Genomic DNA, 11,999 nt, shown 5'->3' with positions numbered 1-11,999 from the left:
GCGAATCAGCCGGCTCAGGGCCGATGTGCCTCGTGGCACCACGGAGCGGAGCGGAGTGGCGTCATGAGCCTGTTGAAGGAACCCGATCTCGGCACTCCGGCCAGGCCCGGCCCGGTGACCGTCACCGTCGAGGTGGACGGCCACCCCGTCGCCGTACCCGAGGGCACCTCGGTGATGCGCGCGGCGGCGCTGAGCGGCATCGACATCCCGAAGCTCTGCGCCACCGACAGCCTGGAGGCGTTCGGCTCCTGCCGGCTCTGCCTCGTGGAGATCGACGGCCGGCGCGGTACCCCGGCGTCCTGCACCACCCCGGTCGCCGAGGGCATGAAGGTGACCACCCAGTCGCCGAAGCTGGAGAAGCTGCGCCAGGGCGTGATGGAGCTGTACATCTCCGACCACCCGCTGGACTGCCTCACCTGCTCGGCCAACGGCGACTGCGAGTTGCAGGACATGTCCGGTGTGGTTGGCCTGCGCCAGGTCCGGTACGGCTACGACGGCGCCAACCACCTCGACGAGAAGACCGACTCCAGCAACCCGTACTTCGACTTCGAGGCGTCCAAGTGCATCGCCTGCTCCCGCTGTGTCCGGGCCTGCGGCGAGGTGCAGGGGACGTTCGCGCTGACCATCGAGGGGCGCGGCTTCGGCTCCAAGGTGTCGGCCGGCGGCACCGACTTCATGAGTTCCGAGTGTGTCTCCTGCGGCGCCTGCGTGCAGGCCTGCCCGACGGCGACGCTCCAGGAGAAGTCGGTGGTGCAGCTCGGCATGCCGACCCGCAGCGTGGTCACCACCTGCGCGTACTGCGGCGTGGGCTGCTCGTTCAAGGCCGAGTTGCGCGGCGCCGAGCTGGTCCGGATGGTGCCCTACAAGGACGGCGGGGCGAACGAGGGGCACTCCTGCGTCAAGGGCCGGTTCGCGTTCGGCTACGCCACCCACCCGGACCGGGTGCTCACCCCGATGCTCCGGGAGAACATCACCGACGAGTGGCGGCCGGTCGACTGGGAGACCGCGATCTCCTACACAGCGGCCAAGCTCAGGGACATCCAGGCCCGGCACGGTGTCGGGGCGATCGGCGGCATCACCTCCTCGCGTACCACCAACGAGGAGGTCTACGTGGTACAGAAGATGATCCGGGCGGCGTTCGGCAACAACAACGTGGACACCTGCGCCCGGGTCTGCCACTCGCCGACCGGGTACGGCCTGAAGCAGACCTTCGGCACCTCCGCCGGTACCCAGGACTTCCGCTCGGTGGCCAAGTCCGACGTGATCATGGTGATCGGGGCGAACCCGACCGACGGACACCCGGTCTTCGCCTCCCGGATGAAGCGCCGGCTGCGCGAGGGCGCCAAACTGATCGTGATCGACCCGCGCCGGATCGACCTGGTCCGGTCCCCGCACATCGAGGCGGCGCACCACCTCCAGCTCGCCCCCGGCACCAACGTCGCCGTGGTGAACGCGATGGCGCACGTGGTGCTGACCGAGGGGCTGGTCGACCGCAGCTTCGTCGACGAGCGCTGCGAGGACTTCGACGGCTGGGCCGAGTTCATCGCCCGGCCGGAGAACAGCCCGGAGGCGGTCGAGGAACTGACCGGGGTACCGGCCGAGGAGCTGCGCGCCGCGGCCCGGCTCTACGCCACCGGCGGCAACGGGGCGATCTACTACGGCCTCGGCGTCACCGAGCACAGCCAGGGCTCGACCATGGTGATGGGGATGGCCAACCTGGCGATGGCGACCGGCAACATCGGCCGGGAGGGCGTCGGGGTCAACCCGCTGCGCGGGCAGAACAACGTGCAGGGCTCCTGCGACATGGGGTCCTTCCCGCACGAGCTGCCCGGCTACCGGCACATCTCCGACGACGTGGTCCGCGGCGTTTTCGAGAACATGTGGGGGAGTGCCCTGCTGCCCGAACCGGGGCTGCGCATCCCGAACATGTTCGACGCGGCGATCGAGGGCAGCTTCCGGGCGCTCTTCGTGCAGGGCGAGGACATCGCGCAGTCCGACCCGAACACCAAGCACGTCACCGCCGCGCTGGAGGCGCTGGAGCTGCTCGTGGTGCAGGATCTGTTCCTCAACGAGACGGCGAAGTTCGCGCACGTCTTCCTGCCCGGCACCTCGTTCCTGGAGAAGGACGGCACGTTCACCAACGCCGAGCGCCGGATCAACCGGGTACGCCCGGTGATGGCGCCGAAGACCGGCAAGCACGAGTGGGAGATTGTCGCCGAGATCGCCCAGGCGATGGGCTACCCGATGCGGTACGACCACCCGAGTCAGATCATGGACGAGATCGCGGCGCTCACCCCGACCTTCGCCGGGGTCTCCTTCGACAAGCTCGACAAGCTGGGCAGCGTGCAGTGGCCCTGCAACGACAACGCTCCCGAGGGCACGCCGATCATGCACATGGACGGCTTCGTCCGGGGCAAGGGCCGGTTCGTGCAGACGCCGTTCGTGCCGACCCGGGAACGGAGCACCCGCAAGTTCCCGCTGATCCTGACCACCGGGCGGATCCTCAGCCAGTACAACGTGGGGGCGCAGACCCGGCGGACCGGGAACGTGGCGTGGCACCCGGAGGACGTACTCGAAATCCATCCGCACGACGCGGAGGTCCGGGGCATCAACGACGGTGACGAGGTCACCCTGGCCAGCCGGGTCGGTGCCACCTCGCTGCGGGCGGTCTTCTCCGACCGGATGCCGGTCGGGGTGGTCTACACGACCTTCCACCACCCGGTCACCGGGGCGAACGTGGTCACCACGGAAAACTCCGACTGGGCGACCAACTGCCCGGAATACAAGGTGACGGCGGTGCAGGTGGGATTGAAGAATCCGCCGGCTCCGGTGGACGTCTCCTCCTCGGAGACCCGGCTGCCGGCGATGGCGGACTGAGATGACGACGCACACCGGAATGTCGCCGCAGGTCCGACTCGCCAACGAGATCGCCGTGCACTTCCACCACCAGCCGCCGGAGCAGGCCGCGGCGGCGATCGCCGAGCACATCCGGGCGTTCTGGGATCCGCGGATGCGGGCCGAGTTGCGGCTCCGGGCCGAGGCCGAGCCCGAGGCGCTCGACCCGCTCGCCCTGGCCGCCGCCCGGCTGCTGACCGGCTGACGGCCCCGTCCGTCGCGCGACGCGTCGTGGCCCGTGCGCTGCGGGCCACGATGCCGCGTCCCGCTTCAGGTGCAGCCGTTCTCGTGCGCCCAGATGGCGATCTCGACCCGGTTGCGGACCTGGAGCTCGCGGTGGATGTTGGCGAGATGGCCCTTGACGGTACCGGTCGACAGGTGCAGCTCGACGGCGATCTCCGCGTTCGTCCTGCCCTTCGCGGCGGCCCTGCCACTGCTGTACGCCGGAGCGCCTGGCTGGGCAACCTCGGCTGGCTGCCCTGGGGGATCGCGCTCGCCCTGGCGACGAACGCCTACCGGCTTCGGCGCAGGCCGGACCGGTCGGCGGCGCCGCCGGTACCCGGGTGAGGTGGTCCGGAGAGCACCGCCTTGACTCTCCTCCATACTGCATACAGAATTCTGTAGGTAAATCGCGGGAGTCGCCGAGCCGCCAGGGAGGGCCTGTGCCCGGACACCAGCTCCGCTACGACGTGAACTGCTCGATCCTCTTCACCGAGCTGCCGCTGCTGCAGCGGCCGGCGGCGGCGAAGGCGGCCGGATTCGACGCCGTCGAGTTCTGGTGGCCGTTCGTCGAGGCGGTGCCCCCGGCCTCCCAGGTGGAGGCGTTCCTCGCCGCCCTGCACGACGCCGACGTCCAACTGGTGGGACTGAACTTCTTCGCCGGGGACATGCCCGGCGGCGACCGGGGAGTCGTCTCCTGGCCGGCCCGGTCCGCCGAGTTCCGGGAGAACGTCGAACTGGTCGCGATGATCGGTGCCGCCACCGGCTGCCGGTCGTTCAACGCCCTCTACGGCAACCGGATCACCGACGTACACCCCGGCATCCAGGAGGAGACCGCGGTGGCCAACCTGGCCTTCGCCGCCGCCGCGGTGGCCCGGATCGGCGGAACCGTCCTGGTCGAGGCGGTCAGCGGCCCCCAGCCGTACCCGCTGCGCACCGGTGCCGACGTGGTCGCCGTACTCGACCAACTGCTGGTCGAGCGCGACGCCCGCAACCTGGCCTTCCTCGCCGACCTCTACCACCTCACCGTCAACGGCGACGACCTGCCGAAGGTGCTCGCCGAGCACGCCGACCGGATCGGGCACGTGCAGATCGCCGACGCGCCCGGGCGGCACGAGCCGGGCACCGGCGAGATCGACCTCGACGGCCACCTCGACCAGCTCGAACGGGCCGGCTACCGCGGCTGGGTCGGCCTGGAATACCTGCCCAGCGGGCCGAGCGCGGAGAGCTTCGAGTGGCTGCCCCGGCACCGCCGGGGTTGCGGTGCCGACCAGACCAACGAAGGGGATCGCTGAGATGACCAGCATCGGTTTCATCGGCCTCGGCATCATGGGCGGCCCGATGGCCGTCAACCTGATCAAGGCGGGCCACGACGTCGTCGGCTACGACGTCAGCCCGACCCGTAACGCCGCTCTGGAGCAGGCCGGTGGCAAGGTCGCCGCCGGCGTCGGCGAGCTGGTGCAGCAGGTCGACGTGGTGGTCACGATGGTCCGCGACTCGGCCGACGTCGAGGCGGTCGCCCTCGGCGACTCCGGCATCCTGGCCAACGCCCGCCCCGGCCAGCTCTACGTCGACATGAGCAGCATCTCGCCGGGCACCTCCCGGCAGGTCGCCGAGGCCGCCCGGACCCTCTCGGTGCGGGTGCTGGACGCTCCGGTCAGCGGCGGCGAGGCGGGTGCGATCGAGGGCACCCTCTCCATCATGGTCGGTGGCGAGCCGGAGGACTTCGCGGCGGCCCGGCCGATCCTGGAGGTGCTGGGCGGCACCGTCGTGCACGTCGGCCCGGCCGGCGCCGGCCAGACCGTGAAGGCGGCGAACCAGCTCATCGTGGCCGGCACCATCGAGCTGGTTGCCGAGGCGATCGTCTTCCTCGAGGCGTACGGGGTGGACACCGAGGCGGCGGTCAAGGTGCTGGCCGGCGGCCTGGCCGGCAACCGGATCCTCGATCGCAAGGCGGCCGGGATGCTGGCCCGGCAGTTCCAGCCCGGCTTCCGGATCGACCTGCACCACAAGGACATGGGCATCGTCACCTCGGCGGCCCGGGAGGCCGGGGTGGTGATCCCGCTCGGCGCGGCGGTCGCCCAGCTCATCGCCGCGGTCAAGGCTCAGGGCGACGGCGGCCTCGACCACAGCGCCCTGCTCAAACTGGTCGAGCAGCTCTCCGGCCGGTCGGTCGGCTGACCCGGCCGGGCCGTCGCGCCGATGGGGCACGTACTGCTGGCACCGGACAAGTTCAAAGGCTCGCTGACCGCCGCCGAGGTCGTCCGGCACCTGACCGCCGGGCTGCACCGGGCCGCCCCCGGCATCGAGGTACGCGGCTTCCCGGTCGCCGACGGCGGCGACGGCACCCTCGACGCGGCGGTCTCGGCCGGCTTCCACCGGATCCCGGTCTCCGTCGCCGGTCCGACCGGGACCCCGGTACACAGCGCGTTCGGGTACGCCGACGGCGTGGCGGTGGTCGAACTGGCCGACGCCTGCGGGCTGCGCCGGCTGCCGGCCGGGGTACCCGATCCGCTGCGGGCGAGCAGTCGGGGCGCCGGTGAGGTGATCCGGGCGGCGCTGGAGTACGGCTGCCCGGAGGTGGTGCTCGGGCTGGGCGGCAGCGCCAGTACCGACGGCGGGGCAGGGCTGGTCGGCGCGCTCGGCGTACGCCTGCTCGACGAGCGGGGCGTCGAGTTGCCGCCCGGTGGTGCGGCGCTGCGCCGGCTGCACCGGGTGGACCTGACCGGGCTGCATCCGGCGGTCCGGCGTACCCGCTTCGTGGTGGCCGGCGACGTGGACAACCCGCTGCTCGGCCCGACCGGCGCCGCCGCCGTCTACGGACCGCAGAAGGGCGCGACCGCCGACGACGTGGCGGTGCTGGAGGCGGGCCTGACCCGCTGGGCCGGGCTGGCCGAGGCGGCCGTACGGGACGTGGAGCTGATCGGGGCGGCGGGGTCGGCTGGAGCTGGCCGCCCGGGGCAGCCGGTCAGCGCCTGGCCGGGCGCTGGCGCGGCCGGCGGGGTGGGCTTCGCCGCGCTCGGCTTCCTCGGGGCGCGGTTCCGGCCCGGCATCGAGCTGCTGCTCGAGCTGCTGGGCTTTCCGGAGGCGGTGGCCGGGGCAGACCTGGTGGTCACCGGCGAGGGATCGCTGGATCTCCAGAGCCTGCACGGCAAGGCGCCGGTCGGGGTGGCCAGGGCGGCCGGTCGGGCCGGCGTACCGACGGTGGCGGTCGCCGGTCGGGTAAGCGTCGGGCCGGACGAGTTGCGGGACGCCGGGATCCGGGCGGCGTATCCGCTCACCGACCTCGAACCGGACCAGGCGGCCTGCCTCGACCGGGCCGCCGAGCTGGTCGGGAAGGTCGCGGCGACGCTGGCCGCCGACTGGCTGGACCCGGCCGGTCCGCCCCGCCGTCGCTGAGGCGGACCGTCCGGGTGTCGCCGTCTTCCGGAGGCTTCGCCGAGCCGGGCACCCGCGGGCGCCCCGGGTGGCTCGTCCGACCGCCGGGAGTCCGGGCGTTCGCGCCGGCTGGTGCCGTCCCTCAGAGTTCGCGGATCGCTATCCGCCGGAAGGTGATCGTCTCGTACGGGCCGAAGTTGCCCGTCTCGTAGAGCACGCCAACGGTCCTGGCATCCAGCTGGACCAGGTCCGAGTAGCCGGCCGGGAGACCGGACAGGGCGAGCGCCGGCCGCCAGGTGGCGCCGTGGTCGGTGCTCACCCGCAGCGTCAGCGCGGCCCTGCCGGTCGGTTCGGCGGGGCCGGAGAACAGCAGCGGCGCGTGCGACCCGGACAACTGGAGTACGCTCGCCTGCACCACCGGTCCGACGAGGGTTGCCTGTGGACGGTACGGCAGCTCCAGGCTCTGGCCGCCGTCGCGGCTGTAGGCGTCGGCCCGGTTGCCGGGCGCGGTGCCGTTGTGCTCGCGGGTGTTGAGATAGAGCCGGCCGTCGGGGAGCTCGGCGGCAGTGCTCTCGTTGACGTTGAGATAGCCGTCGGTGTTGTCGTCGACGAATCCGATCCGCCAGCTCTCACCACCGTCGTCGCTGTAGAGCGCGTGTCCGCCGTAGTACTTGGCCTCGGTGCCGAGGTCGGGTGAGCCGGCCGGCGGCGCGACGGAGTGGTTGGCGGGCACGACCAGCCGGTCCCGGTGCGGTCCACGGGTCAACCGGACGGCATGGCCCGGTCCCGTGGCGTACCAGCGCCAGTTTCCGGCCTTGGTCTGCCCGGTGATCTCGCGCGGCGCGGACCAGCGGGCGCCCTCGTCGTCGCTGTACTGGACGAAGACCCGCCGGCTCTGCTCGGCCGGGACCTCGCCGCGCATGATCTCGGCCTCCGACGCCTCTCCGCCGTTGTAGGTCGTCAGCAGAACCACGCGTCCGGTCGCGGTGAGCACGGGGGCCGGGTTGCCCGCGGTGTTGGGGCCGCTGTCGTTCACCACCTGGAGAGGTCCCCAGGTGCAGCCGCCGTCGGTCGACCGCTTCAGCACGAGATCGATGTTGCCGGCGTCGCCGAGCGAGCTGAGTCGCCCCTCGGCGAAGGCGAGTAGCGCGCCGGACCGTGTGGTCATGATCGCCGGGATCCGGAAGCCGTTGTATCCCTCGGTGCCGGACGTGAAGGGTGTGGAGACTTCACAGCGGGCGGTGTCACCGGCCGGGGTTCGGTCGGCGGCTACCGACGGCGCGCTCGCGCCGGTCAGCGTCGCCACCAGTACCGCGCAACTGGTGGCGATCGCGGGTTGACTGAGCCGGCTCCTGCGGTGCGTCCGTGCTGACATATGCGCCCCTCTCGGGAGAATCAGACATGGGATGTCTGCTGTCTGCCGCGACGCTAACGATCTTTCTGCCGACTCGTCAAGGATCGATGGCTACTACGGTGCCGCCGACACGCTGGCGATCTCGCCGGATCGCTGAGCCGGTCCGGTCGGCGCGGCGGCAACGTCCGGTCGCCAGGGGGCCGCTGCCGGCAGCGGGAGCGCGGTCTCGGCGGCGGGCAGCGGGAGCAGTTCGACCTCGGCGCCGGCCCAGCCCGGCGGCACGACCGCGAGCGCGTCCGCCCCGGCGGCGCCCCAGAGCGAACCGGGGCGGTCGTGCCCGACCGGCAGCGCCGCCGAGCCGACCCGGGCCACCGGCACCAACCGGGTGTCCCGGTCGTGCGGTGTCACCGGCCCGGCCAGCGTCGCGGTCAGGGTCGCCGGTTCGGTACGCCCGGCCAGCCGGCCGAGCAACGGGGAGAGCAGGGTCAGCGCGGCGACCAGGGCCGCGTAGGGATTGCCGGGCAGGCCGACCACGAACCGGCCGTCCGGCAGGCTGGCCAGCAGTTGTGGGTGTCCCGGCCGGCAGGCGACGCCGCGTACCGGCACCTCGGCGGCGAGCGTGTCCAGGGCCCGGCGCAGGTGGTCGGCGGCGCCGGCCGAAGTGGCTCCGCAGACCACCAGCACGTCGGCGTCGGAGCGCAGCAACGCGGCGACCAGCGCGGACGCGTCGTCGGCGATCCGGGTGGACCAGGCCAGCTCGGCTCCGGCGGCCCGGACCAGCCCCGGCAGCATCGGCCCGATGGCGTCCCGGACCTGTCCTGCCGTCGGGATGCCGGCGGTACGCAGCTCGGCTCCGGTGACCACCATGCCGACCCGGGGTCGCCGGTGCACGGTCAGCGTGTCGTGCCCGAGGCTCGCGGCCAGCCCGAGTACGACCGGGTTGACGACGGTACCGGCGGGCAGCACCTCCTGGCCGACCGGACAGTCCTCGCCCCGGCGACGTACGTGCCGGCCGGGCTCGATCTCGCCGTGCACCGTCCGGCCCGTGCGGGTGGCCCGTTCGTACGGCAGCACCGCGTCGGCGCCGGTCGGCACCACGGCCCCGGTGCCGATCTCGACGGCGTCTCCGTCGGTCAGCGGAGCCGGGACGCCGGGGTCGCCGGCCAGTACCCGCCCGGTGAGCTGCCACGGGCCGGGGCCGGCGACCGCGTACCCGTCCATCGCGGCGGAGTGGTACGCCGGCAGCGGGGCGAGGGCGACCAATGGGACCGCCAGGGCGGAGCCGACGGTGTCGGGCAGGGGTCGCGGGACGGGGCCGAGCGGTCGGGCGGTGCCCCGGGCGCACCGCCGGGCCTCGGGCCAGGCGACGGCGCTCATCGTCCGGAGTCCCGCCGGGACCACCGTTCGGCGAGCCGGGTCAGGCGGTCCGCCGCCTCGGGCAGGGTTGCGCCCCGGCCCACCATCACACCGAGCAGAAAGGTGCCGAGCGGTGCGGCCGGCCGGGTCACGCCGTGCGCCACGTCCCGGGCGACGTCCAGCACCAGCCGCTGGTCCAGCACGTCCGGGTCGAGACCGAGTTCCTCGATGGCCTGTCGGGTCCACTCGTCCAGCACGCTCATGCCCATCTCCTCGCTGCGCCGTCGACGTCATGACCTCGGAAACCCGGCCAGTCGATCCGCTCGCCCGTGGATCGACCTGGACAGTCGCCCGTCGGTGGTAGAGAATAGTGCACTCAACATACAGTATACAGTGGCCAGTTGGAGGCACCAGATGACGGACTCCAGCAACGACACGGCGGTGCGCGAGATCAGCGACCTCTACGGCCGCCGCTACCGGGTCGGCGAGACCGACCGAGCCCTGCTGGGCCGGTCCCGGGCGTGGATGCTGCTGCTGCCCTGGGCCGCGATGCTGGCGATCAGCCTGTTCCAGTACGGCTACGGCGCCGCCCTGCCCACCCTGCTTGACGCGAACGGCTGGAGCCTGTGGCAGGCGTTCGGCGTCCTCGCCCTCTGGGTGGTCTGCCAGGCGGCCAGCTCGCCGCTGGCCGGGTGGTGGTACCAACGGCTGGGCGGTCGGCTGGCCGTACCGATGCTCGTCGGCGCCGCCTGCTGCCTCGCCGCCCTGCTCACCCTGGCGCACCGCGCCGACCTCGGCACCGTGCTGCTCGGCTACTCGGTGCTCGGCGGCGTCGGCGCCGGACTCGTCTACATGACCTGCATCGCCTGTGTCACCGAGTGGTTCCCGGAGCGGATCGCCGGCCGGGTGGCGGTGGTGAGCGCCGCGTTCGGCTACGGGTCGATCCCGTTCGTCGTCCTCGCCGGCTACGTCCTGGACGCCGGCAACCGGTCGGCCGTGCTGACCGGGACCGCGGTTGCCGTCTTCGCCGTGGTGGCCGGCTGCGGCGTGCTGATGCGCAAGCCGCCGCGCAACTGGTGGCCGGCACACATCGACCCGCAGCGCTGGGCGGTCGACCGGCGGCTCAACCGCAGCATCCCGCACAACCGCCCGGCGGCCCGGCCCTACCCACCCCGCGCGGCGGTACGCAGCGGGATGCTGCCGTTGATGTTCGTGGTGGTGGTACTCACCGCGACGATGGCGCTGTTCGACATCGCGTACCTGGCCGGTGCCGCGTACACCCAGGGGTTGCCGGCGCTGACCCTGGTGGCCGGGATCGGCGCGCTGGCCGCGTCGAACGGCGTCGGGCGGGCGGTGACCAGTTCGCTCTCCGACCGGATCGGCCGGCGCGGCACTCTCGGGCTCTCCCTGCTGGTCGGCGGGATCGCCCAGTTCGGCCTGCTCGCGGCGGCGGCCAACGACAACCACCCGGCCGCGGTGGTGGGTTTCGCCGCGCTCGCCGGTGCGGGCACCGGAGCCGGCTACTCGCTGCTGGTCAGCCTGGTGCGGGACTGGTTCGGTGACGCCGCCACGGTGCCGAACTACGGCATCGTCTACACCGGCAAGGCCGTCGGCGGGCTGCTCGGCATCGTGCTCGCCGGGCTGGTGGTGACCACTCCGGACTCGGTGGTCCCGTTCCTGGTGGCCGGTTCGCTGGGGCTGTTCGGCGCGGCGCTGACCCGCTGGATGCGCCAGCCCGGGCTGGCGGTGGTCCGGCTGCCGTCGCCGCTTCGCGCCGACCGGCTCTAGTGCGGACGAGGCCCGGTCGGCCCTACCGTGGAACGGGGCCGACCGGACGGGTGAGACCGAGCGAGGATCGGGGTGGGGCGGAATGGGACGGGTGACGAGTCGACGTCGGCTGGTCCGGATCGTCGACGGTGTGGTCAGCGAGCCGGTGGACACGCTGGCGGCCGAGGAGCCGCTGGAGATCAGGGTGAACGGGCGGTCCCTGGTGGTGACGATGCGGACCCCGGGCGACGACTTCGACCTGGCGGCCGGCTTCCTGGTCAGCGAGGGCGTGGTACGCGCCGCCGGTGAGATCGCCGGGATCCGCTACTGCGCGGGCGCCACCGCCGACGGGGTCAACACCTACAACGTGGTCGACGTGGTACTGGCGGCCGGGGTGGCGCCACCGGACCCGTCGCTGGAGCGCAACTTCTACACCACCTCGTCCTGCGGGCTCTGCGGCAAGGCCAGCCTGGACGCGGTGCGTACGATCGCGGCCTGGTCGGTGGCCGACGATCCGATGCGGCTCGACCCCGAGGTGGTCAGCACGCTGCCGGACACCCTGCGGGCCGCGCAGCGGGTCTTCGACCGCACCGGCGGGCTGCACGCGGCGGCGCTCTTCTCCGCCGATGGGCGGCTGCACTGCCTGCGTGAGGACGTCGGCCGGCACAACGCGGTGGACAAGGTCGTCGGCTGGGCGCTGCGCAACGGCCGGGTGCCGCTGCGCGGTACCGTGCTGATGGTCAGCGGGCGGGCCTCGTTCGAGCTGGTGCAGAAGGCGGTGATGGCCGGCATCCCGGCGCTGGCGGCGGTCTCCGCGCCGTCCTCGCTCGCCGCCGACCTGGCCTCGGACGCCGGGCTCACCCTGGTCGGCTTCCTCCGCGGCAGTTCGATGAACGTCTACGCCGCAGCGCACCGGCTGACCCAGCGGGCTCCGACCATCCTGTCGGCCTGACCCCGATCAGCCCGCCGCAGCCGTCCGGCCGCGGCGGCTTCGTCGTGCCCGGGGCCGCCAGCCGGGCCGGTGCCGCCG

General features: G+C 72.8%; 11 protein-coding genes. 7 read left to right on the top strand and 4 right to left on the bottom strand.

Features of this window, described 5'->3' with window-relative positions; genetic code table 11:
• Positions 1 to 63 precede the first annotated feature (63 nt).
• Both fdhF and R6Y94_RS29895 read left to right on the top strand, forming a co-directional pair.
• Entirely contained in the window at positions 64 to 2,877 is a 2,814-nt protein-coding gene (fdhF, locus tag R6Y94_RS29900) for a formate dehydrogenase subunit alpha (protein WP_318399194.1), read from the top strand.
• A 1-nt stretch (position 2,878) separates the two neighbouring features.
• Complete coding sequence (locus R6Y94_RS29895) at positions 2,879 to 3,100, top strand: formate dehydrogenase subunit delta (protein ID WP_318399193.1); 222 nt, start codon at positions 2,879 to 2,881, stop codon at positions 3,098 to 3,100.
• Positions 3,101 to 3,165: 65 nt separating this feature from the next.
• Here R6Y94_RS29895 and R6Y94_RS29890 read toward each other — a convergent pair whose 3' ends face one another.
• Positions 3,166 to 3,498, bottom strand: coding sequence for a response regulator transcription factor (locus R6Y94_RS29890; protein ID WP_318399192.1), 333 nt, complete (start codon positions 3,496 to 3,498; stop codon positions 3,166 to 3,168).
• Positions 3,499 to 3,557: 59 nt separating this feature from the next.
• Here R6Y94_RS29890 and R6Y94_RS29885 point away from each other — a divergent pair, with 59 nt between their 5' ends.
• From R6Y94_RS29885 to R6Y94_RS29875, 3 genes are read left to right on the top strand one after another with little or no spacing between them, the layout of a single operon-like run.
• Positions 3,558 to 4,409 carry a hydroxypyruvate isomerase family protein gene (locus tag R6Y94_RS29885; protein ID WP_318399191.1) on the top strand — a complete coding sequence of 284 codons (852 nt, stop codon included), beginning with the start codon at positions 3,558 to 3,560 and terminating at the stop codon, positions 4,407 to 4,409.
• Between the two features lies 1 nt (position 4,410).
• Complete coding sequence (locus tag R6Y94_RS29880) at positions 4,411 to 5,295, top strand: 2-hydroxy-3-oxopropionate reductase (protein WP_318399190.1); 885 nt, start codon at positions 4,411 to 4,413, stop codon at positions 5,293 to 5,295.
• A gap of 21 nt (positions 5,296 to 5,316) precedes the next feature.
• Positions 5,317 to 6,513 (top strand): glycerate kinase, encoded by a 1,197-nt coding sequence (locus tag R6Y94_RS29875; protein WP_318399189.1) that lies wholly within the window; start codon positions 5,317 to 5,319, stop codon positions 6,511 to 6,513.
• Between the two features lie 121 nt (positions 6,514 to 6,634).
• Here R6Y94_RS29875 and R6Y94_RS29870 read toward each other — a convergent pair whose 3' ends face one another.
• From R6Y94_RS29870 to R6Y94_RS29860, 3 genes are all read right to left on the bottom strand, one after another.
• Positions 6,635 to 7,867: a sialidase family protein gene (locus R6Y94_RS29870; protein ID WP_318399188.1), complete on the bottom strand. Its 1,233-nt coding sequence runs from the start codon at positions 7,865 to 7,867 to the stop codon at positions 6,635 to 6,637.
• Positions 7,868 to 7,960: 93 nt separating this feature from the next.
• On the bottom strand, positions 7,961 to 9,223 hold the full coding sequence (locus R6Y94_RS29865; protein ID WP_318399187.1) for a molybdopterin molybdotransferase MoeA: 1,263 nt from the start codon (positions 9,221 to 9,223) through the stop codon (positions 7,961 to 7,963).
• Positions 9,220 to 9,465 carry a DUF6457 domain-containing protein gene (locus R6Y94_RS29860; protein ID WP_318399186.1) on the bottom strand — a complete coding sequence of 82 codons (246 nt, stop codon included), beginning with the start codon at positions 9,463 to 9,465 and terminating at the stop codon, positions 9,220 to 9,222. The genes R6Y94_RS29865 and R6Y94_RS29860 overlap by 4 nt, the downstream gene beginning before the upstream one ends.
• A gap of 151 nt (positions 9,466 to 9,616) precedes the next feature.
• On the opposite strand from R6Y94_RS29860, the gene R6Y94_RS29855 reads away from it, so the two are divergent.
• Positions 9,617 to 10,990 (top strand): OFA family MFS transporter, encoded by a 1,374-nt coding sequence (locus tag R6Y94_RS29855; protein ID WP_318399185.1) that lies wholly within the window; start codon positions 9,617 to 9,619, stop codon positions 10,988 to 10,990.
• A gap of 82 nt (positions 10,991 to 11,072) precedes the next feature.
• Positions 11,073 to 11,921 (top strand): formate dehydrogenase accessory sulfurtransferase FdhD, encoded by an 849-nt coding sequence (fdhD, locus tag R6Y94_RS29850; protein ID WP_318399184.1) that lies wholly within the window; start codon positions 11,073 to 11,075, stop codon positions 11,919 to 11,921.
• The last annotated feature ends 78 nt before the right edge of the window (positions 11,922 to 11,999 follow it).

This window comes from Plantactinospora sp. KLBMP9567, from assembly GCF_033446045.1.
Classification (GTDB): domain Bacteria; phylum Actinomycetota; class Actinomycetes; order Mycobacteriales; family Micromonosporaceae; genus Plantactinospora.
The sequence above is the reverse complement of the archived record's forward strand: the minus strand, read 5'-3'. Positions and strand labels throughout refer to the sequence as shown.

Bases quoted from the DNA above. Each gene is read 5' to 3' on its own strand.
- fdhF (WP_318399194.1), top strand. From the start codon at position 64: ATGAGCCTGTTGAAGGAACCCGATCTCGGCACTCCGGCCAGGCCCGGC.
- R6Y94_RS29895 (WP_318399193.1), top strand. From the start codon at position 2,879: ATGACGACGCACACCGGAATGTCGCCGCAGGTCCGACTCGCCAACGAG.
- R6Y94_RS29890 (WP_318399192.1), bottom strand. From the start codon at position 3,498: ATGGAGGAGAGTCAAGGCGGTGCTCTCCGGACCACCTCACCCGGGTAC.
- R6Y94_RS29880 (WP_318399190.1), top strand. From the start codon at position 4,411: ATGACCAGCATCGGTTTCATCGGCCTCGGCATCATGGGCGGCCCGATG.
- R6Y94_RS29875 (WP_318399189.1), top strand. From the start codon at position 5,317: ATGGGGCACGTACTGCTGGCACCGGACAAGTTCAAAGGCTCGCTGACC.
- R6Y94_RS29870 (WP_318399188.1), bottom strand. From the start codon at position 7,867: ATGTCAGCACGGACGCACCGCAGGAGCCGGCTCAGTCAACCCGCGATC.
- R6Y94_RS29865 (WP_318399187.1), bottom strand. From the start codon at position 9,223: ATGAGCGCCGTCGCCTGGCCCGAGGCCCGGCGGTGCGCCCGGGGCACC.
- R6Y94_RS29860 (WP_318399186.1), bottom strand. From the start codon at position 9,465: ATGAGCGTGCTGGACGAGTGGACCCGACAGGCCATCGAGGAACTCGGT.
- R6Y94_RS29855 (WP_318399185.1), top strand. From the start codon at position 9,617: ATGACGGACTCCAGCAACGACACGGCGGTGCGCGAGATCAGCGACCTC.
- fdhD (WP_318399184.1), top strand. From the start codon at position 11,073: ATGGGACGGGTGACGAGTCGACGTCGGCTGGTCCGGATCGTCGACGGT.